19 protein-coding genes, 12 tRNA genes, 1 rRNA gene and 1 other annotated feature are annotated in these 19,514 nt (G+C 40.3%); of the genes, 29 read left to right on the top strand and 3 right to left on the bottom strand.

Annotated elements, in window-relative coordinates; all coding sequences use genetic code 11:
- The 19 genes from rrf to ACFW0C_RS09440 all read left to right on the top strand — a co-directional run.
- Window positions 1-94, top strand: a 5S ribosomal RNA gene (gene rrf / locus ACFW0C_RS09530); the annotation flags it as partial.
- A 17-nt stretch (window positions 95-111) separates the two neighbouring features.
- Window positions 112-185 (top strand) — tRNA-Asn (locus ACFW0C_RS09525).
- Between the two features lie 20 nt (window positions 186-205).
- Window positions 206-292 (top strand) — tRNA-Ser (locus ACFW0C_RS09520).
- Between the two features lie 16 nt (window positions 293-308).
- A tRNA-Glu gene (locus ACFW0C_RS09515) sits at window positions 309-380 on the top strand.
- An 8-nt stretch (window positions 381-388) separates the two neighbouring features.
- Window positions 389-461 (top strand) — tRNA-Val (locus tag ACFW0C_RS09510).
- A 25-nt stretch (window positions 462-486) separates the two neighbouring features.
- Window positions 487-559: transfer RNA gene (locus ACFW0C_RS09505), tRNA-Asp, on the top strand.
- Between the two features lie 23 nt (window positions 560-582).
- Window positions 583-655, top strand: a tRNA-Phe gene (locus tag ACFW0C_RS09500).
- Between the two features lie 3 nt (window positions 656-658).
- Window positions 659-739 (top strand) — tRNA-Tyr (locus tag ACFW0C_RS09495).
- 34 nt (window positions 740-773) lie between these two features.
- A tRNA-Trp gene (locus tag ACFW0C_RS09490) sits at window positions 774-844 on the top strand.
- Window positions 845-867: 23 nt separating this feature from the next.
- Window positions 868-940: transfer RNA gene (locus ACFW0C_RS09485), tRNA-His, on the top strand.
- Between the two features lie 9 nt (window positions 941-949).
- Window positions 950-1,021: transfer RNA gene (locus tag ACFW0C_RS09480), tRNA-Gln, on the top strand.
- A 13-nt stretch (window positions 1,022-1,034) separates the two neighbouring features.
- Window positions 1,035-1,105: transfer RNA gene (locus tag ACFW0C_RS09475), tRNA-Cys, on the top strand.
- 40 nt (window positions 1,106-1,145) lie between these two features.
- Window positions 1,146-1,229: transfer RNA gene (locus ACFW0C_RS09470), tRNA-Leu, on the top strand.
- 152 nt (window positions 1,230-1,381) lie between these two features.
- The gene (locus ACFW0C_RS09465; protein ID WP_378106981.1) at window positions 1,382-1,819 is read left to right on the top strand and encodes a LytTR family DNA-binding domain-containing protein; all 438 of its coding nucleotides are present in this window, start codon (window positions 1,382-1,384) and stop codon (window positions 1,817-1,819) included.
- A gap of 452 nt (window positions 1,820-2,271) precedes the next feature.
- Window positions 2,272-2,562: a PTS transporter subunit EIIC gene (locus ACFW0C_RS09460; protein WP_378106979.1), complete on the top strand. Its 291-nt coding sequence runs from the start codon at window positions 2,272-2,274 to the stop codon at window positions 2,560-2,562.
- A 193-nt stretch (window positions 2,563-2,755) separates the two neighbouring features.
- On the top strand, window positions 2,756-3,343 hold the full coding sequence (locus tag ACFW0C_RS09455) for a chromate transporter (protein ID WP_378106977.1): 588 nt from the start codon (window positions 2,756-2,758) through the stop codon (window positions 3,341-3,343).
- On the top strand, window positions 3,340-3,909 hold the full coding sequence (locus ACFW0C_RS09450) for a chromate transporter (RefSeq protein WP_378106976.1): 570 nt from the start codon (window positions 3,340-3,342) through the stop codon (window positions 3,907-3,909). The genes ACFW0C_RS09455 and ACFW0C_RS09450 overlap by 4 nt, the downstream gene beginning before the upstream one ends.
- 84 nt (window positions 3,910-3,993) lie before the next feature.
- Window positions 3,994-5,007, top strand: a complete 1,014-nt coding sequence (locus ACFW0C_RS09445) for an LLM class flavin-dependent oxidoreductase (RefSeq protein ID WP_378106974.1) — start codon at window positions 3,994-3,996, stop codon at window positions 5,005-5,007.
- 564 nt (window positions 5,008-5,571) lie between these two features.
- A complete protein-coding gene (locus tag ACFW0C_RS09440; protein ID WP_313552120.1) occupies window positions 5,572-6,408 on the top strand; it encodes a MetQ/NlpA family ABC transporter substrate-binding protein in 837 nt (278 codons plus the stop codon).
- 118 nt (window positions 6,409-6,526) lie between these two features.
- Here ACFW0C_RS09440 and ACFW0C_RS09435 read toward each other — a convergent pair whose 3' ends face one another.
- Window positions 6,527-7,555: a 3-deoxy-7-phosphoheptulonate synthase gene (locus ACFW0C_RS09435; RefSeq protein ID WP_378106985.1), complete on the bottom strand. Its 1,029-nt coding sequence runs from the start codon at window positions 7,553-7,555 to the stop codon at window positions 6,527-6,529.
- 181 nt (window positions 7,556-7,736) lie between these two features.
- Between ACFW0C_RS09435 and ACFW0C_RS09430 the strand changes: the two genes are divergently transcribed.
- From ACFW0C_RS09430 to celB, 7 genes are all read left to right on the top strand, one after another.
- Window positions 7,737-8,333: a histidine phosphatase family protein gene (locus ACFW0C_RS09430; protein WP_378106972.1), complete on the top strand. Its 597-nt coding sequence runs from the start codon at window positions 7,737-7,739 to the stop codon at window positions 8,331-8,333.
- 252 nt (window positions 8,334-8,585) lie between these two features.
- Window positions 8,586-10,001 (top strand): glycoside hydrolase family 1 protein, encoded by a 1,416-nt coding sequence (locus ACFW0C_RS09425; RefSeq protein WP_378106970.1) that lies wholly within the window; start codon window positions 8,586-8,588, stop codon window positions 9,999-10,001.
- A gap of 18 nt (window positions 10,002-10,019) precedes the next feature.
- Window positions 10,020-10,724, top strand: coding sequence for a GntR family transcriptional regulator (locus ACFW0C_RS09420; protein ID WP_378106968.1), 705 nt, complete (start codon window positions 10,020-10,022; stop codon window positions 10,722-10,724).
- A 30-nt stretch (window positions 10,725-10,754) separates the two neighbouring features.
- Window positions 10,755-11,099 carry a PTS cellobiose transporter subunit IIB gene (locus tag ACFW0C_RS09415; RefSeq protein WP_378106966.1) on the top strand — a complete coding sequence of 115 codons (345 nt, stop codon included), beginning with the start codon at window positions 10,755-10,757 and terminating at the stop codon, window positions 11,097-11,099.
- Window positions 11,100-11,115: 16 nt separating this feature from the next.
- Window positions 11,116-11,433 carry a PTS cellobiose transporter subunit IIA gene (locus tag ACFW0C_RS09410; protein ID WP_270371640.1) on the top strand — a complete coding sequence of 106 codons (318 nt, stop codon included), beginning with the start codon at window positions 11,116-11,118 and terminating at the stop codon, window positions 11,431-11,433.
- A gap of 52 nt (window positions 11,434-11,485) precedes the next feature.
- Window positions 11,486-11,965, top strand: a complete 480-nt coding sequence (locus tag ACFW0C_RS09405; protein WP_378106964.1) for a hypothetical protein — start codon at window positions 11,486-11,488, stop codon at window positions 11,963-11,965.
- A gap of 35 nt (window positions 11,966-12,000) precedes the next feature.
- Window positions 12,001-13,392: a PTS cellobiose transporter subunit IIC gene (celB, locus tag ACFW0C_RS09400; RefSeq protein ID WP_378106962.1), complete on the top strand. Its 1,392-nt coding sequence runs from the start codon at window positions 12,001-12,003 to the stop codon at window positions 13,390-13,392.
- 77 nt (window positions 13,393-13,469) lie between these two features.
- On the opposite strand, the gene ACFW0C_RS09395 is transcribed toward celB, so the two are convergent.
- On the bottom strand, window positions 13,470-14,459 hold the full coding sequence (locus ACFW0C_RS09395) for an aldo/keto reductase (protein ID WP_378106960.1): 990 nt from the start codon (window positions 14,457-14,459) through the stop codon (window positions 13,470-13,472).
- 34 nt (window positions 14,460-14,493) lie between these two features.
- Entirely contained in the window at window positions 14,494-15,330 is an 837-nt protein-coding gene (locus ACFW0C_RS09390) for an HAD family hydrolase (RefSeq protein ID WP_378106958.1), read from the bottom strand.
- Window positions 15,331-15,531: 201 nt separating this feature from the next.
- Here ACFW0C_RS09390 and licT point away from each other — a divergent pair, with 201 nt between their 5' ends.
- The 3 genes from licT (at window position 15,532) to ACFW0C_RS09375 (ending at window position 19,180) form a co-directional block, all read left to right on the top strand.
- Window positions 15,532-16,362, top strand: a complete 831-nt coding sequence (gene licT / locus ACFW0C_RS09385; RefSeq protein ID WP_378106956.1) for a BglG family transcription antiterminator LicT — start codon at window positions 15,532-15,534, stop codon at window positions 16,360-16,362.
- Window positions 16,363-16,570: 208 nt separating this feature from the next.
- Window positions 16,571-16,801, top strand: a binding site (T-box leader).
- Window positions 16,802-16,899: 98 nt separating this feature from the next.
- A complete protein-coding gene (locus ACFW0C_RS09380; protein ID WP_378106954.1) occupies window positions 16,900-18,102 on the top strand; it encodes a PLP-dependent aminotransferase family protein in 1,203 nt (400 codons plus the stop codon).
- Window positions 18,103-18,136: 34 nt separating this feature from the next.
- Window positions 18,137-19,180: an Ldh family oxidoreductase gene (locus tag ACFW0C_RS09375; protein ID WP_378106952.1), complete on the top strand. Its 1,044-nt coding sequence runs from the start codon at window positions 18,137-18,139 to the stop codon at window positions 19,178-19,180.
- Window positions 19,181-19,514 lie beyond the last annotated feature (334 nt).

Genomic DNA, 19,514 nt, shown 5'->3' with positions numbered 1-19,514 from the left:
ACACACCTGTTCCCATCTCGAACACAGAAGTTAAGCTTCTTAGCGCCGAATGTAGTTGGGGGTTGCCCCCTGTGAGACTAGGACGTTGCCATGCAGTATTATTATTATTATTCCGCAATAGCTCAGTTGGTAGTAGCGCTTGACTGTTAATCAAGATGTCGTAGGTTCGAGTCCTACTTGCGGAGTTGGTAGAGTTCCTTGCCTTGGAGAGTTGTCCGAGAGGCCGAAGGAGCACGATTGGAAATCGTGTAAACAGGAAACTGTTTCGAGGGTTCGAATCCCTTACTCTCCGTAAAAAATTATTTTATGGCCCGTTGGTCAAGCGGTTAAGACACCGCCCTTTCACGGCGGTAACACGGGTTCGAGTCCCGTACGGGTCATTATTCTAGGAGAATTAGCTCAGCTGGGAGAGCGTCTGCCTTACAAGCAGGATGTCGGGGGTTCGAGCCCCTCATTCTCCATTAGAATTTTGTTTTACAAACACTTGGTCCCGTAGTGTAGCGGTTATCACGCCTCCCTGTCACGGAGGAGATCGCGGGTTCGATTCCCGTCGGGACCGTTAGTTTAAAATATTATTAATATGGTCTGATAGCTCAGTTGGTAGAGCACTTGATTGAAGCTCAAGGTGTCGGCAGTTCAAATCTGTCTCGGACCATACGGAGGGATAGCGAAGTGGCCAAACGCAGCGGACTGTAAATCCGTTCCTTCGGGTTCGAAGGTTCAAATCCTTCTCCCTCCATTTATCTTTTTAAACTATGGGATATTACTTGGATAGGGACATAGTTAAACGGTATAACTACGGTCTCCAAAACCGTCATTGTGGGTTCGATTCCTACTGTCCCTGTTTTTACTAATATTATTATTTTGGCGGGTGTGGCGAAGTGGTTAACGCATCGGTTTGTGGCACCGACACTCGTGGGTTCGATTCCCATCACTCGCCCTTTTTTATTGGGATATAGCCAAGCGGTAAGGCAACAGACTTTGACTCTGTCATGCGTTGGTTCGAATCCAGCTATCCCAGTTTTTTTATTTATGGCGGTATAGCCAAGTGGTAAGGCATGGCTCTGCAAAAGCTTGATCGCCGGTTCAAATCCGACTACCGCCTTTCACGCTTTTAGAAAGACATGCAAATATTATATTGATTTGCCGGTGTGGCGGAATTGGCAGACGCGCTGGACTCAAAATCCTGTGTCCTTACGGACGTGCCGGTTCGACCCCGGCCACCGGTATCAAATGAAACATCAACGATTTATGCGTTGGTGTTTTTTTTATACTTCTTTTGCATTTGAGATTTGATTCAATGCACTTCGCTTGGAATGCGTTGATTTTAGGATTTAGCAAACGTAAACTAGGTTTATAACAGATTGAAAGAAGGGTATGAATGAAATTATTACTGGAAGAAGATGCCAATATTGAAGAAACGATGATAGAAGTGACTTATAAAACATATGATCGTAAACTTCAGCAATTGATTAATCTAGTAGAAGAGAAGAATATTGATTTACCGGGTACGTACCATGGTGAAACGCATTTTATCAATATGAAAGATGTTTGCTATATAGAAAGTGTGGATAACCTCACATTTTTATACACAGACCAGCTAGTATTTGAAAGTAAGGAGAAACTATATTTTTTTGAAGAACGGTTAATAAATACAAGTTTCTTGCGGATAAGTAAAAATACACTTTTAAATATGAATTATCTAAAAAGTGTATCGGTACTGCCGAATTACAAATTGGAAGCTAAATTACTGAATTCAGAAAAATTAGTGATCAATCGTCATTATACAAAGAACATTAAAGCATATCTAAACATATAAAGGGGAGCACCATATGAAAAATTTTTTGAATTATAATCTAGCTAATATGACTTATATTTACTCAGTATTAGTTATACTAAGTGCTATTTCTTCGTCTATTGGAACCGAGAATAAATATCTTTTAAGTTTGGATTTGATTCTACTCGCGTTAATAGTTTTATTAATGACTATAATTGCGAATATAGTGGCTACGATCGATTTTAAAACAGCTATTCAATATCACCTTACTAACATTTCTGCTCAACTGGGTGTTTTAATCCTCCTCCAAATTATCTTCATGCCCAAACCGATAAACTTTATGCCAATACTTGAGAATGTAGTGGTTTTCTTATTGGTATACTTTTCAGTTTGTAAGATTAACAAAAATAGAATGTCATACCTGGCAATAGAAATAAATCGTAGACTTGGATACAAGTAATAACAAATGCATTGATCTACACGGACGAGATAATTTGTTTGTAATCACAGGTCCTAATAATATGGCGCAAGCTGGTACAACCTTAGGTGTATTTTTAAAGACGAAGAACAAGGACTTGAAACAACTTAGTGGGTCTGCAGCGATTTCTGCTGTCCTGGCTGGTATCGCAGAGCCTGGTATTTACGGTATTACATTGAAATATAAGAAACCATTCTATATTGGTATGTTCTTCTCAGGGATGGCTCGGGCTATTGTTGCGGCAGCAGGAACTGGGGCGCCAACTTTATTAGGAACGAGTTTGCTGACATTACCAGGTTATAAATGAAGCATGAGTAAGGTCCCATCCATGTCTGAAAATATGTATTTAATCATTATTTATAACTTCTTTCCCTTATTTGAATTCATTGTATTGAATGAAAAAGCATTTCAAATCAAAGGGTTATTTTTCAAATACTCAGGGCTAATTCTGTATAATGGAGGTTGATGATAGGATATGGATTTTATGAGAAAGGAGTCCTATGGAAAATAAACAATCAGAAAATAAGTTAGCGATTTTACGGCAGTTATTTTTATCTACATTGGTTTTGAGTGCGTTCACTTTTGGGGGTGGTTATGTGATTATCACCTTGATGCGGAAGACTTTTGTGGATGATTTGGGCTGGATTGATAAGGATGAGATGCTTGATTTGGTGGCGATTGCCCAATCGGCGCCTGGTGCCATTGCGGTTAACGGGGCGATTGTAATTGGCTATAAGTTAGCCGGCTTGGTGGGCGTTTTAACGGCTGTGGTTGCAACGATTATCCCGCCGTTTACCATTATCTCACTGATATCTTTCTTCTATGACGCTTTTCGGTCTAATGTCTGGATTTCCTTGTTACTAGAAGGAATGCAGGCTGGGGTGGCTGCAGTCATTGTGGCGGTAGTCCTTCAAATGGGTAAAGAGGTTACTGACACCAAGAATCCATGGTTGATTACGGCCATGGTCCTGGCCTTTCTGGCCAATTATATCTTCAACATCAATGTGGTCTTGATTATTTTAACGGCCGCAGCGCTAGGTTTGGGTAAATTCCTGTCTGATCATTTTAAAGGAGGGAAAATGGCATGATCTATCTACAACTGTTTATTTCTTTTTTAAAGGTGGGGGCTTTTAGCTTTGGGGGTGGGTATGCGGCCTTACCTTTAATACAAGATGAAATTGTGACCAAGCACCAATGGTTAAGCCAGCAGGAGTTTACCGACTTGATTACCATTTCTCAAATGACGCCAGGTCCGATTGCCATAAATTCGGCGACTTTTGTAGGCAATCAGATTGCGGGTGTCCCAGGTGGATTTGTGGCGACGCTTGGATCGGTCTTTCCATCGATTATTTTGGTAACAATTTTAGCCTATGTTTACATGAAATACCGGAATTTGGATTCACTGCAGTATGTGCTAAAGGCCCTTCGTCCAGCGGTTGTGGCCATGATTGCGACGGCAGGGGTGTCTATTCTAGTGACGAGCTTTTGGGGCGACCAAGTGGTGGGGTTACAAACCATCAACATCATCGCGGTAGTCATTTTTGCTATTTGCTTAACTTTATTATTTAAAACCAAGTGGGATCCGGTAGTAGTGATGTTATTGGCTGGTGTCTTGAATGTAGTAGCTTATTTAGCACAAGGATTAGTTGTTTAATTAAAGTCAGGATTAGTCAAGTCGTATTTCTTTCTAGTTCAAGATGCACCGGCTATAATAGTAAGGAGCATAAGAATAGAGAGGATGTTTTTTGTGGAATTAGGCGTACACGATTTAGTGACGATAAATAAAGGGGAATCGGCTGAGGGTGCGGTTGAACGTACCATGCGATTTGTCCAAGAGATTGAGGAAATGAATTATAACCGGTATTGGTTTGCGGAACATCATAATATGCCAAGTTTGGCGTCGGTGTCACCGGAGATGTTGGTGGCTTATGCGGCAGCTAAAACAGACCGTATTCATTTGGGTACGGGTGGTACCATGATTATGCATTATTCACCGCTGAAGATTGCAGAAAATTTTAAGTTGCTAACAGCTTTAGCGCCAGGACGGATTGATATTGGGCTAGGACGGGCGCCAGGTTCAGGACCCGATGAGATGAAGGCACTAGCTGAAGGGCGGCCACAAACCTTTACAGACATGTATGATAAAATCCAAGTCATTTTAGATTATTTGGTGGATAAGCAAGCACCAGATTTTTATGGTAAGGTCCGGGCTATGCCACAAAACTTAAAGCACCTGACTGAACCTTGGATGCTAGGGTCTTCAGGTCAATCAGCCTTGGTGACGGCACAAATGGGCTTGGGTTATGCCTTTGCTAAATTCTTTGGGATTGAAACGGATCCGGATGTTTTTAAATTGTACCGGGACCGGTTTGAGCCGAGTGCATTTTTCCAAAAACCCAAAGTCATGGTGTCTTATATGATCATTGTGGCCGAAACAGACGAGGAAGCGGATTATTTAGCTAAGCCCATTGAATTGATGCAAATGGGGATTCGGACTGGTCAACTCTTGCCGAATATGAGTCCTGAAGAGGCTAAAGACTACAGTTTAGGTGCTGGGGCTCAAGCCTTGTTAGAGGAATACTTAGCTAAACGATTTATTATCAAGGGGTCTAAAGAAACAGTGAAAGCCATTTTGGATGATGAAATTGAAACGCTTGGAATCGACGAAATTTTAGTTTATGCGCCGATTTTTGATGAAGAGAAACGCCTACAATCTTATCGTTATTTAGCGGAGATGTTTGACAAAATTTAATTCGTTATCTTGAGGGGGACTATCGTGGGATAGTTCCTTTTTTTAATGAGATGATAGGCAAAAATCTATTAGCTATTTGTTTAGAAAGATTACGATTGAGCTAAAACTTTTATTTACATCGTGAAAGGATTTAAAAAAATAAAATTATCGTGATAGGTTTCACCGATTATAATTGATATAAATCCCAAAGCTCTCTAACGTTGACAGGTTTAGTTGATTTAGATAATATTTAAATAGACATTACCGAAGACGGGATAAGTAAATAGGCATCAATTTTAGAGAGGTTTCATGTGGTGAAAGAAACTATTGGTAAGTATTGAAAATGGTCCTTGAGGTTGAAGTGATTCGAGTGACAATTCGTCATAAGATGAGCTCGTGTGGCGCCGTTATCCGCTAATCCTATCCTTTAGTTTTTGGTATGGCGTAGGAGTGAGGGGAAGAATATCTTTCTGAAGTAAGGTGGTAACACGTGAAATGCGTCCTTAGTCGAGATAGCTAGTTTAGCTGTTTGGACTAAGGGCTTTTTTATTGAAAAGACTGGGAAAATGAAAAGGGGAAATAATTATGAAAAAATTGGTTAAATTAGTTGGGTTTACTTTAGGATCGTCATTATTGTTGGCTGCATGTGGTAGTACAGAAGATAACACGGTACAAATCGGGGTTGTTGGAGATGACACAACCGTTTGGGATAACGTGGCTGAACGTGCGAAAGAAGAATATGATATCGATATTGAGTTGGTAAAGTTTAATGATTACAATACACCAAATGATGCCTTAGCGGATGGGTCAGTTGACTTAAACTCTTTCCAAACAATCATCTTCATGAATAACTATGAGGAAGCGTCGGGCAATGATTTTACACCAATCGGTAACACCATTATCACACCTTTAGGGATTTATTCAGAGAAACATGAATCAATCGAAGAAATTGGTGAAGGGCAATCCGTTGCAATACCAAATGATGTTACTAACGGAGGCCGTGCGCTAAACTTACTACAAGAGGCTGGTTTTATCACACTTGATGAAGAAGCGTCTGCATCATTTACACCAACTGTTGATGATATTACGGAAAATCCTTATAACTTAGATATTCAAGAAGTAGATGCAGCGCAAACTGCCCGTTCAATAAACGATGTCGACTTCTCAGTGATTAATGGGGGTTACGCGGTAGATGCGGGTTATTATCCTCAAGAAGATGCTTTATTCTTAGAACCAAATTCTGAATCAGCTCAACAATATATTAATGTAATTGCAGCTAGAACAGATGAAGCTGATAATGAAACATTTAAACAAATTGTAGAAATTTACCAAACAGAGGAAACAGCAAGCTTAATTGACGAGGTATATCACGGTGGTCAAGTACCCGCTTGGGATGACTATGGTTTTGCACCAGTTGAATAATATCTAACTTTATCTCAGTTATATAGAAGTATCCATCAGTTTACGAATTTAATCAAAAAAACGAGCTACTTGAATGAAAAAATTCATGCGCTCGTTTTTTGTTTGTTATTATATGATTTTAAACATTTTCTGCAATGTAACGTACTAATTCTTCTGATTTTTCCCAGCCTAAGCAAGGGTCAGTGATTGATTGACCAAATACGTCGCCACCTGGTTCTTGGCGGCCATCTTGTAGATAAGATTCGATCATGAAACCGCGAACGTAAGCTTTAATATCTTCATTCCATTGACGGTTTTGTAAGACTTCTTGAACGATGCGGATTTGATCCAAGTAATTTTTACCAGAGTTGTCATGGTTTGTATCGATTACAACAAATGGGTTACGGTAGTCTTCTTTTTTATAGTTGTTAATGGTTTTGATTAGATCTTCGTAGTGGTAATTTGGCACTACTTCTTTGTTTTCAAGGGTACCACCACGTAGGATGACGTGGGCGTAAGGGTTACCACTTGTTAATACTTCTTGACCTGAATACATTAACTCTTGTGGTTTTTGCGCCGCATGTAGGGCGTTAAAGGTCACAGTTAGGTTACCTGATGTCGGGTTTTTTAAACCAACAGGGCAGTCTAAACCAGAAGCAACGAAACGGTGTTGTTGGTTTTCAACAGAACGGGCACCTACAGCGTGATAAGATACTAAGTCTTCCACAAATTGTAAGTTATCTGGATATAACATTTCGTCTGCAGTTGTCATGCCTGTTTCAGTAATGACACGACGGTGCATGTTACGAACAGCTTTCATACCACGGATTAGGCTTGTTTCACCAGTTGGATCTTGTTGGTGTAACATTCCTTTATAACCGTCACCATTTGTACGTGGTTTGTTGGTATAAACACGTTGTACAATAAAGACTTTATCTTTCACTTCTTCTTGTAACTTGGCTAAACGGTGTGCATATTCAACTACTGCGTCCTCGTTATCAGCGGAACATGGTCCGATAATTAATAAGAAACGGTCGTCCTCACCAGACATAATTGCGCGTAGTTCTTTATCACGCGCTTCTTTAATTGCATTCTCTTCATCAGTTAACTTTGCATGTGACTTAATCACATCAAAATCAACATTTTCACTCATTGGCTTAAAGCTCATCATTTACCCTCCTGTAGTCATAGCTCTAAGTATATTCTAACAAATTTGTAACCAAATAGCATTGTTTATCAACATTTCTTGCGAATTCTGCAGTGATCCTTTCGGCAAAATAATTGTAAACGCATTCCTAATCTATTATCATCATGGCATACGACATTTTGAACGGGGAGGACAAGAGACTATGACAACAACAAGAATTTATTTAATGCGCCACGGCCAAACCTTATTTAACAAGCTACATAAAATTCAAGGGGCATCGGATTCACCACTAACGGCTAAGGGGATTCGCCAAGCTGAGATTGCCGGGGACCACTTTAAAAAGGAAGAAATCAACTTCGATGTAGCTTATTCGTCAACTTCAGAGCGTGCTAGTGATACCTTGGAAATTGTTTACGGACAAGATAAAGATTACGAACGATTGAAGGGCTTGAAGGAATGGGATTTTGGGTCTTTTGAAGCAGAGTCCGAACACTTGAATCCACCTTTACCCTATGGAGACTTTTTTGCCGGATATGATGGGGAAAGGGAAGCAGACGTTAGAGGACGGATTAGTCAAGCAGTCAAAGAGATTGCGGACAAGCATCCTGACCAAACGGTCTTAATTGTTGGTCACGGGGCTACCATTGCGCAATTCTTTAAAAATATTGTCAATTATGAAGGGTCTATTGCAAAGGATTTAGGCTTTACCAATTGTTCAGCTTTGATTTTTGATTATAAAGATGGGGATTTTGAGTATAAAAGTATTTTGAATCATGACTATAGTGAGTTGCCGGATTAAATAATTAGAAAAATGATTAAAATGATTATAGGCAAAAGGCTTGTGGCATAAGACTACAGGTCTTTTTTGCAATTAGATATTGAAAATGTTTTAAAAATGTAAGCGATTTCTATTGACTGAATGATTTTGTACCCTTATAATTGTTTTCAGAGATGACAATTCGTTTGTTGGTGTAGACCAGGTTTTTGAGGGAATATTTTTTTCAAAAAAATGAAAGCGGTGTCATCAAAATAGAGAGGTGGAGATGGTTGAATGAGTAAGAGAAGTATTGAATTTCCTAAAGATTTTTTCTGGGGTGCATCAACGTCAGCTTACCAAGTTGAAGGTGCCAGTTTAACGAATGGGAAAGGACCTTCTAGTCAAGATACGAAAGAATTACCTGAAGGGACAGCTGATTTAACAGTATCAGTGGACCACTACCATAAATTTAAAGAAGATATCGCTTTGATGGCTGAGATGGGCTTCAAGTCTTACCGATTCTCCATCTCATGGTCTCGGGTGATTCCTGAAGGTACAGGACAAGCAAACCAAGAAGGCTTAGACTTCTATTCAGACTTAATCGATGAATGTTTAAAATACGGCATTGAACCGATTATCACCATGTTCCATTTTGATATGCCAGCTGCCTTAGATGCACGCGGATCTTGGGGTAACCGTGATTCAGTTGAATGGTTTGTCGACTATGCCAAACTATTATTCGATAATTATGGTGACCGAGTGAAATACTGGTTAACAATTAACGAACAAAATATGTTGACCCTTGTTGGGAATGTGATTGGGACCTTACGTATTCCTGAAGGCACTGAGAATGTGACCAAAGAAATTTACCAACAAAACCACCATATGTTAGTGGCTCAAGCCAAAGCGATGGAAATTTGTCACCAACAATTACCAGAAGCGAAAATTGCGCCAGCACCAAATATTGCCATTGCTTATGCAGCCAGCATGAACCCTGAAGATACGCTTGCAGCGCAAAATGCCAATGCCATCAGAAACTGGTTATACCTTGATATGGCCGTTTACGGTAAGTACAACAACTTAGTTTGGACTTGGTTAGAAAGCCAAGATGCCTTGCCAGATATAGTAGACGGTGACTATGAGTCCTTAGCAAATGCGAAACCGGACTTCTTAGGGATTAACTACTACAATACTTTAACAGTGAAAGCTTATGAAGCACCGGAATCTGGAAAAGTTGAATTCAAGAGTCAACAAGAAAATTCTGGTTTAGAAAACATGTTCCTTGGGGTAGATAACGAATTCTTACCAAAAACTGAATTTGGTTGGGAAATTGACCCAATCGGCTTTAGAGCCACGCTGCGAGAGATTTACTCACGCTACCATTTACCGATTTTAATTACGGAAAATGGTCTAGGTGCTTATGACGAGCTAACAGCCGATGGTAAGATCCACGATGACTATCGAATCAACTACTTACGTACCCACATTGAGCAAATGAAATTGGCTGTTGGAGATGGGGTAGAGATGTTAGGTTACAATCCTTGGTCAGCCATTGACTTGATTTCAACCCACGAAGGGATTCGTAAACGTTACGGCTTCATCTATGTAGACCGTGATGATGAACAAGTGGGAACTTTAACCCGTTACCGAAAAGATTCATTCTTCTGGTACCAAGGGGTGATTGCAAATAACGGTAGTGATTTAACTTAATCATTGGGAGGTGGTTTCATGGTTAAATATAAAAAAATAGCACAGGAAATCACCAACTACATTGTAGATAATAAGATGAAACGACACGATAAATTACCGGTGATTGATGAGATGGCTATTGATTTCAATGCCAGCAAGTCAACCATCATCAAGGCCCTAGATATTCTAGAAGCCAAAGGGCAAATTTATCAGGTCCAAGGGTCGGGGATATTTGTACGAGATGTCTATATTCCTGGAAAAATCAACTTGAACCGACCTGAAGGTTTAAGCCGAACGCTAGTCGGTGCGACCATTGTGAGTCGGGTGGTTAAGGTTGAAATCATCAAACCGGATGCCACCATTCAAGAATACCTTGAATGTGAGCCGGATGAAGATATTTATATGGTAGAACGGACTCGCTATATTAAAGGGGCAATCCATTCCTATGAAAAGTCCTACTTTAGAAAGAAATATGTCAGGTACATGAACGAGCAGATTGCTAGAGGGTCTATTTTTACCTACTTAGAAGATAATTTAGACCTGACGCCTAGCTTCTCCAATGCCTTCTTCCAGGTGAAACAAATGGGCGGTGAAGTTGCTAGTTACTTGGAGTGTTCGCCCGAAACTTATGGCTTAGAATTGATTAACCAGTTTTTTCTATCTAACGGGGCCATATTCGATTATAGCGTCTTGTGGTACAGCCCAGACCATGCCCAGTTCTTCGTACCATCTAACTTTTACTAATACAATTAAATTTATATTGGAGGAATTATTATGAAAAAAGCACTTATCATTTGTAACGCAGGGATGTCATCATCATTAATGGCTAAGAAAGCGACTGACTTCTTTAAAGCGAAAGATGTGCCAATTGAACTCGATGCAACGACTGTAAGTAAATCACAAGAATTCTTTAAAAAAGGCGAGTTTGACTTATACCTAGTTTCACCACAAATCAAAATGTACTATGACCAAATCGCCAAAGAAGCAGAAGCAGCGAATAAATTAGTGGCCAATATCCCACCTCAAGCATATATCCCAACAGAAGATGGGGTATCTAACTTAGCCAAATTGACCTTCACTGAATTGAAACCTTTGTTACAAGCTGAAAAAAACGGATAAGAAGGGAGGATAAGCAATGGAATCAGCAGAAATTCAAACAATCGCATTTACCATCATTTTACATGCGGGAAATGGTCGGACATTAGTCCATGAAAGTTTCCCATTAATGCGAGCTGGTAAGTATGAAGAGGCAGAGGCGAAATTAAAAGAAGCGAATGAGGCATTAGTTGAAGCGCATAACGCACAAACTGACTTATTGCATCAATACGCGAATGGTGAAGATATCAATATGGAAATTATCATGGTACATGCACAGGATCATTTGATGACCTCAACGACCTTGCGTGAAATGGCAGTTGAAATGTTGGAGATGTATAAGGTAATGAAGGGTTAAAGTTAGGCTAACTAGAGAAAAGGATGCGATTGACGTGGTAAGAAGTAAAGAAATGAAGAAACATGAAAAAGAATTGGCTTTGCGGAATTTTAGGTTTAATCGTTTCCTCTTTATTCGTTATGCGCTAGCCTTTAGTGTGATTGCCAATTTATATTGGCTGTTTATGAACTTATTTACCCAAGTTTCGTCAATTATCCTACCGGGTGTGATGGTGGTACTTGGCGGTATGGCCGCATTTGAATATTTGCGGATCTACTGGACACATGATAATACATTAAAGTTTTCAAAAATCTATTTCCAAGCGCAAATTGTGGTAAATGTACTTTTATTTTTTGCACCCTTTAATGAAACCGTATTTAAACATTTGTATCCCTTCATAGGGATGTCAGATGAAGCAGACCTTCTTGTTTACATTATCCTGGGAGTGGGATTAGTGGTAGCAGGTATATCTTTATTCAAAGTGCGACGAATCGCTCAGAATAAAGATAAGAAATATCAATATATTCAACGATATGAAAAATACACATCTTAATGGATGAAAAAATTTGAAGAAAAGAGTTGTTGAACATGTCTGAAGAAAATAAATCTACTGGCTTTTTTGGTATCTTAGAAAAATATATTATGAACCCCTTAGGTAAATTGGCGACAACTAAATTTGTACGTGCCATTATGAATACGGGTATTGCCGTTATTCCATTTACTATTGTTGGCTCAATGTTCTTGGTATTAAACGTATTACCTACAGCGATTCCAGCTTTACAGGGTATTTACGACGCAACGATTGGCAACTTTACGCAATTATACATGCTAGCCAATACAGCTACTATGGGTGTGCTTGCATTATACTTCTCAGTAGTGTTAGGGTATGAGTTTACAAAAGTTTACGTTGACGACGATGGCATCGACATGAACCCAGTCAACGGCGCCTTACTATCACTATTCGCCTTCTTAATGGCCATTCCACAATTGGTTTGGGAAGACGGCGCGATGGTTCGTACAACTGAAATCACTGAAGCATCAACAATCATCAATGGTTGGGCAATGGGTGGTGACGGGGTAACACGTTTTGGTACCATTGGTATCTTTACAGCCATTATCATGGGTGTCTTAGCGGTTCAATTATACCGGCTATGTATTGTAAACAACTGGGTAATTAAAATGCCAGATGCAGTGCCGCAAGGTGTTGCTAACTCATTTACTGCCCTAGTACCAACTTTCGTTATTGCCTTCACAGTAATAATCTTAAACGGTGCCTTAGTTATGTTCGGTACGGACTTGTTCCAATTAATCCAAGCACCATTTGGATTTGTAACGCAAATCACAGGTACTTACATCGGGGTATTAGTGATTGTATTCTTAATCCACGCTTTATGGAGTGTTGGGATTCACGGTTCTACCATCATTTCTTCCTTAGTTCAACCAATCTTGCTAGCGAATATGGCTGAAAATGCTGCTGGTGGAAACCACGTCTTAGCGGGTGAGTTCTGGAACTCATACGTTATCGTTGGTGGTGCTGGTGCAACTTTAGGTTTAACTATTTTCCTTGCCTTCTTCGCTCGTTCAGAGCAATTGAAAGCTCTAGGTAAAACGGCTATCGTTCCAGCATTCTTCAACATTAACGAGCCAATAATCTTCGGTGTGCCTATGATCTATAACCCATCAATGTTCCTACCATTTATCGGTGCGCCGATGGTTGCCGCTACAATCGGTTACTTTGGTACACGACTAGGTTTCGTAAATGAAATTATTGCACAATCGCCATGGCCAATGCCTGTTGGTATCGCAGCCTTCATCGGTACAACTGACTGGCGTGCAATTATCTTAGCAGTGATCTGTGTGGTTGCAGCCTTCGCTGTTTACTACCCATTCATTACTAAATACGACAAAGCCTTATTTGTAGAAGAACAAGAGCGTGAAGCTGCAGCAGAAGCTGACGATGACGACTTCTTTAGCTTCTAATATGGCTTAATACATTGAATTATAAGATAAAGAAAGGTGATTGCGCTTGCCGCAATCACCTTTTTGAATACAATATTTTAATTGTTGTTGGCCATCACACCAACTAGTGGATGGGGTGAATACAATTCTTCCAGATAGTGAATGTCTTCAGCTGTTAATTTTAAGTTCACCGCGGCTACGGCACCATCAATATGGTGGACTTTGGTTGCCCCAACAACAGGGGCAGTGACCTTAGTCAACAACCAAGCAAGCGACACTTCGGTCATAGTGACCTGGTATTTTTTCGCGATTTCATGGACGCGTTGGATAATCTCCTGGTCTTGAACAGCGGTATCTTGGTACTTACTTTTGGCGAAATTATCCAGGTTCATCCGCTGGCTACTATTGTCCCCGGGTAATCTTGAAAGACGGCCAGAAGCGAGGGCAGAGTAGGGTGTTAAGGCAATATTATTTTCATTTGCAAACCTGTTCATTTCCCGTTCTTCTTCTCTGAAAATCAAATTGTAGTGGCCTTGGATGGACACAAATTCGGTCAGGTTATGGGCACGGGCGTAGGCGTTAGCGGTGGCAATCTGGTAGGCATAGGCGTTAGAAATACCGATATACCTCGTTTTGCCAGCCTTAATCAAGCGGTCTAAGGCCTCCATAACGTCTTCCATGGGGGTATGGTAGTCCCACATGTGGTAAATATAGAGGTCGACGTAATCCATGCCAAGATTATTTAAACTGACATTGAGTGACCCTTCGATATGGTCTCGGGCTGAAACCTTATTCTGGCGTTCTTCTTCTGTCCGGGGGAGGAATTTTGTGGCAATGACCACATCTTCCCGATTGGCTAATTGACTGAGGGCCTTACCGACATACTGCTCGCTAGTCCCGCCCTGGTAGGCGATGGCCGTATCAAAGAAGTTAATGCCTTGGTCTAAGGCATGACTGATGATCGCGGTCGTGGCTTCTTGGTCTAAAGTCCAAGCGTGTCCGCCTTTGTCTGGGTCACCAAACCCCATACAGCCAAGGCATATTCGAGAAACAGACATGTCTGAATTACCTAATTGTATATAGTCCACGGTGGTCAGCTCCTTTTATGACTAGTCGAATAAATTAAATCAAACCGAAATATTTGAATGCATTGTATAAACCGTCATCTTCAGCGGCATCGGTGATATAGTCCGCAGCAGCCTTGATTTCATCGCCACCGTTCCCCATTGCAACACCTGTTTCACAGATGTTAAACATCGGCATATCGATTTTAGCGTCACCAAAGGCGAAAGTGTCTTTTGGATCGACATTTTCATGAGTTAATAAGTCTTGGATGGCCGTTTCCTTAGTGATATTGGCTAGGGCTACGTCACCAAATAGGGCATGCTCACCGCGTCCACCCCAAGTGCCGACTTGGTAGTCTTTGAAAGTTTCCTTGGCATCTAAATAGTCTTCGTAAGATTCAAGGACGAAGGAAATCTTGTTGATATCGTCTCGGTATAAGTCTTGATCAAACAACATTTCTGGGAAAACAGATTCGACAGAAGCCTCCTGTGCATTATCTTTACCTTTGTAAGCCACGTAATCTTGGACCGTTTGACGACCGCGTTCTCTAAAGTTTTTAGACCCGTATAAGCCAGAATTTGATTCCAAATAAAATTCTAAATTACGGTCTAGTAACCAGTAGACGATTTTGCGGGTTTCTTCGCTTGTTAAATGCTTGTGATAGATTACTTCATCCGCTACTTCGATGTAGTTACCGTTCCCGCCAACATAGCCGTCAAAGCCGATGTCTAGGATTTCTTTGTACATTTCAGCTTTGGACCGACCAGTCACTGTGAAGACCTTATGACCATTAGCTTGGGCTTGATGGATAGCTTCAACTGCAGATTCTGGAAGGACGTTTTCATAAGAAACCAAAGTCCCGTCTACATCTAGAAAAATATACTTACTTGTCATAAATTATGCTCCTTTTTCGATTATGGGTGATCGAATATTGATAATAAAGCGTTTTCAAAATTGATATACTAATGATAGCCGATAACGTTCATATAAGTCAAATTGTATGGTTCTAATTGTTTGATTCAGTAAAGGTTGAAAAAGAAACCGGTAACATGATATATTAATCTACATAAGAGAAAAATGTTTGGGGGTGGCAACGTGCAAATTGTTCGGATATTTAATAACAATGCGGTACTAGCGATTGATGAAGAGAATGACGAAGTGGTCGCGATGGGTAAAGGTCTAGGTTTCAGTCAACATGTGGGTAACGTGGTGGATGAAACGAAGATTGAAAAGATCTTCAAAGAAAACGCGGTGGATATATCGGTTGAGGAATTGTTTGTGACCTTATCCACCCCTGAAATCGATAGTTTGCTGGCCATTATTGACCTGGCATCCACTAGTCTTGATGAGAAATACCAGGCCAATTTGTATATCACCTTGGCTGACCATATTCATTTTGCCTTGGAACGGTTTGAAAAAGGGCTCGTTATCACGAATCCACTGGCTTGGAATATTCGACGGCTATTTCCGGATGAGTATCATATTGGTTTTAAAGCGCTAGATATTATCCAAGCCAATCTTGGCATCAGGTTGCCGGATGATGAAGCCTCTTCAATTGCCTTGCATTTGGTGAATGCCAGGATGAACCAGGGTGAGATGAGTCAGACGATGGAAGCAATGAAAATTGTCCGAGGCATTTTAGAAGTGGTAACCCTCTTCTTTGGTCAGAAATTTGATACCGAATCTATTGCCTATAACCGATTTATGACCCACTTGCAGTACTTTGCCTTGCGGGTGATTCAAGGGGAAGCGCAGAATGGATCGGGTCAGTTTCTCTATGACCAGGTTAAGGAAAATTATCCTAAGGCCATGGCATGTGCAGAGAAAATCGATGACTATATTTACCACCAATACGCCTACCGAATTACCACTGAAGAGAAATCTTACTTGGCTATTCATGTAAATCGGCTGATTGAATCTAATTAATAATTGAATAAGGGGCAAACAAACCCAATACATGATCTCTTTTTTTGAAACAAATCGGCTAGTATTATGATAAGCGGATGCTTTCAAAAGGTGAGATTTTTTGTTTTTCAGAAATCATGACAAAACACCTTGCAATAAAAACAAAAAAGTTGACAGGGCGACTTAAAAACAATAACATTCTCATCATAATATAATTTAATTTTAATTTATGAAAGCTTTGAAGAGAAGAGTAACTGAAGTATTTTCTGATGCAGAGAACCCTTGGATGGTGAAAGAGGGACAGAAAATAGAAGTGAAGATGAGCTCTGAGCAGCCAAGCGGTTAACGCCTCTTGGTCGGTTGCAACCGTTATATTGCCGGGTTCTATTTGGAACCCTAGAGGTGCTATGTTTATAGCATAAATTTGGGTGGTAACACGGAAAGCATTTTCGTCCCTTCATTGTACGAATGACGTATGGTGGAGGGGCTTTTTTATTTTTTCAATAAGCGTTAATACAAGGACAAAAGCTAGGAAAGAGTTGGAAAAGGAGTATTTCAATGACAAATAATTTTGCGAAACGAACGATCGGACTTCACACATCTCCCTTAAGAGAGAATGCTAAGAAAGCAGGGACAAATCCCGACACAATTTCTTTCTCGTTTGGTTATCCATCAAAAGATGCCTATCCAATAGATACATTGAGACAGATATCTGACAATCTTTACGAAAATGAAGAACCCGATGCTTATCTTCAATACGGGCAAACGGAAGGCGTTCCAGAACTTAGAGAAGCCTTAAAAGAACGATTAGCGAAAACAATCCAGTTAGAAACAGACGAAGATTTGATTATCACTTCTGGTGCTACCCAGGGGATTGCACTTTCGGTCAAGTTATTTTGTAATGAAGGTGATATTGTTTTATGTGAGGCGCAAACCTTTCACGGTGCAGTGACCTCGATTAAATCTAATGGGGCTATACCGGAAGGAATTCCGAAGACCGCAAGCGCTAATATCGATTTTGATTATTTAGAAAAAAGACTTAGTGAAGATGTGGATAAACGGATTAAATTGCTGTACTTAATTCCGACCTTCCAAAATCCTTTAGGCACAAGTCTTACTTTAGAAGAGCGAAAAACCGTCTATGCATTAGCAAAAAAATATGACGTTGTTATCATAGAAGACGATCCATACGGCGAATTGCAGTATAAAGGTGAAGTAATCCCGCGCATTAAATCTCTTGATGAGGATGGTCGCGTGATCTATGTGGGTTCTTTTTCAAAAATCCTCGCACCTAGTACGCGTTTAGGTTTTATGATTGCTTCAAGTGAAATTCTTGAAAAAGTGATTGTCTTAAAACAAGTGGCTGATTCCCATACAAACAACTATTGGCAGCGAGTCTTACTGGGCTTTATCAAAGGTTACGATTTTGAAGGACATGTGGCTTTTCTAAAAGACTATTATGGTCAGAAATACCAACTAATGGTCGACAAGTTAAATGAAATACCATCAGAATATATTGATTTTGCGGTGCCAACAGGTGGTTACTTTATCAACTGCCAAATCAAAGAAGGCGTGGATATCGAGGCCTTCTACCGGTATTTGGCGGACCGTCATGTGGTGGTGATTCACGGTAATGTGATGAGTGTAGACCATGTTGGTTTCGAAGATAATTTCCGGTTGAATTTCACAAGACCGTCCACTGAGGATATTGAAAAAGGGATTGAAGTCATCAAAGAGGCCCTGATAGTAGCCAAAAAATAATGAATTACTATTTAACCAACTAAGGAGACTAATATTGGCAACATTAAAAAGATTTACCAAGGAAAGCTTACAAATTTTACTGAATGATATCTACCAAAAATATGGCTTTTCAAAAGGAGACAGCCAACAAATTACGGAAATCCTTTTGAAAGCGGATATGACAGGGATCCCTTCACACGGCGTCCAACGGTTGAAATACTATGATGGAAAAATTAAATCAGGGCAAATTAGGGTAGATAAGCAAGCTGAAATCATCAAGGAAACCCCCATTTCAGCGATTCTTGACGGTCAATCTGCTATGGGCCACCTGGTTGGGAAAGCAGCCATGGACCTCGCTATTCAAAAGGCGCAACAAGCAGGTGTTGGGATTGTAACCGTTAGAAATTCTAACCATTACGGGATTGCTGGTTACTATGCAGAGCTTGCGTCTAAGGCTGGTTTAATTGGGTTGTCTCTTACGAATTCTAGAGCCATTATGGTGCCGACTAATGCAAGCCAACCCTTCCTTGGAACCAATCCCATTGCATTTGGCATGGCGGGCGTAGAAGATAGCTTTTTATTTGATGCTGCGACAACAACTGTTTCTTATGGTAAAGTCCAAGTCTATGAAAAAAGAGGGATAGACCACCCTGAAACCTGGACCCTATCAGATTATGATCCAAGTTTTACCAGTAATAAGCAAGCTTTAGCCCCTTTAGGTGGTTTTAAAGAGGCGTCTGGTAGTCATAAGGGGTTTGGCCTGGGATTGGTAGTTGAATTGTTAACTGGCATCTTGTCACAAGGGGGGACGTCCGACCAGATTTCAGAGAACGGTGGGATTTGTCATTTCTTCTTAGCTATCGATCCCAAATTATTTGGCGATAAGGAAGCGATTGAAAAAAGTCTCGATGCTTACCTACAAAGGCTTCGCGACGCCGATAGATTGGACGCTGAAATACCGATTTATGTGCCTGGTGACAAGGAAAAGCTAGCTAAAAAAGCAAACGAAAGACAAGGGATTCCAGTGGATGATGTGACAATTGCAGAAATACAAGCGATTGCACAGGACTTCGATATCGATTTCCCAACACCAATTTAAAAGAAAATACTTTGACCATTTAGGGTCTAGAGAATGATGTTAGTATGGAAGCGCCAATTTTTTAGAGACCTTATCCCCTGTCAATAAGCAGGCGATGATTACTTTAGTATGCCACCAAGCAATTAATTTTACAAAAGAGATTGCCTTTTCCCAAAGACCGTGATAAACTAAAAATACGTTAAGCGCTTACATTAAAATAACATACATTCCACTATGGATTGTTACTGGTCAGCAGGCAAAACCTAAATGGAAACATAGTAGAGGGGGACACTCTTTCTTTTTGACTATGTTTTTGTTTGGGTTTTTTTGTGCGAAAGAATGATTTAAAAGAAAG

The organism is Aerococcus sp. NPDC058936 (assembly GCF_042741995.1).
Lineage (GTDB): Bacteria > Bacillota > Bacilli > Lactobacillales > Aerococcaceae > Aerococcus.
The sequence above is the reverse complement of the archived record's forward strand: the minus strand, read 5'-3'. Positions and strand labels throughout refer to the sequence as shown.

What these genes read in the sequence shown, in the direction of transcription:
- ACFW0C_RS09465 (WP_378106981.1), top strand. Translation starts at nt 1,382, where the DNA reads ATGAAATTATTACTGGAAGAAGATGCCAATATTGAAGAAACGATGATA.
- ACFW0C_RS09430 (WP_378106972.1), top strand. Translation starts at nt 7,737, where the DNA reads ATGACAACAACAAGAATTTATTTAATGCGCCACGGCCAAACCTTATTT.
- ACFW0C_RS09445 (WP_378106974.1), top strand. Translation starts at nt 3,994, where the DNA reads ATGTTTTTTGTGGAATTAGGCGTACACGATTTAGTGACGATAAATAAA.
- ACFW0C_RS09380 (WP_378106954.1), top strand. Translation starts at nt 16,900, where the DNA reads ATGACAAATAATTTTGCGAAACGAACGATCGGACTTCACACATCTCCC.
- ACFW0C_RS09415 (WP_378106966.1), top strand. Translation starts at nt 10,755, where the DNA reads ATGAAAAAAGCACTTATCATTTGTAACGCAGGGATGTCATCATCATTA.
- ACFW0C_RS09440 (WP_313552120.1), top strand. Translation starts at nt 5,572, where the DNA reads ATGAAAAAATTGGTTAAATTAGTTGGGTTTACTTTAGGATCGTCATTA.
- ACFW0C_RS09455 (WP_378106977.1), top strand. Translation starts at nt 2,756, where the DNA reads ATGGAAAATAAACAATCAGAAAATAAGTTAGCGATTTTACGGCAGTTA.
- celB (WP_378106962.1), top strand. Translation starts at nt 12,001, where the DNA reads ATGTCTGAAGAAAATAAATCTACTGGCTTTTTTGGTATCTTAGAAAAA.
- ACFW0C_RS09420 (WP_378106968.1), top strand. Translation starts at nt 10,020, where the DNA reads ATGGTTAAATATAAAAAAATAGCACAGGAAATCACCAACTACATTGTA.
- ACFW0C_RS09450 (WP_378106976.1), top strand. Translation starts at nt 3,340, where the DNA reads ATGATCTATCTACAACTGTTTATTTCTTTTTTAAAGGTGGGGGCTTTT.
- ACFW0C_RS09390 (WP_378106958.1), bottom strand. Translation starts at nt 15,330, where the DNA reads ATGACAAGTAAGTATATTTTTCTAGATGTAGACGGGACTTTGGTTTCT.
- ACFW0C_RS09435 (WP_378106985.1), bottom strand. Translation starts at nt 7,555, where the DNA reads ATGAGCTTTAAGCCAATGAGTGAAAATGTTGATTTTGATGTGATTAAG.
- ACFW0C_RS09425 (WP_378106970.1), top strand. Translation starts at nt 8,586, where the DNA reads ATGAGTAAGAGAAGTATTGAATTTCCTAAAGATTTTTTCTGGGGTGCA.
- ACFW0C_RS09405 (WP_378106964.1), top strand. Translation starts at nt 11,486, where the DNA reads ATGAAGAAACATGAAAAAGAATTGGCTTTGCGGAATTTTAGGTTTAAT.
- ACFW0C_RS09410 (WP_270371640.1), top strand. Translation starts at nt 11,116, where the DNA reads ATGGAATCAGCAGAAATTCAAACAATCGCATTTACCATCATTTTACAT.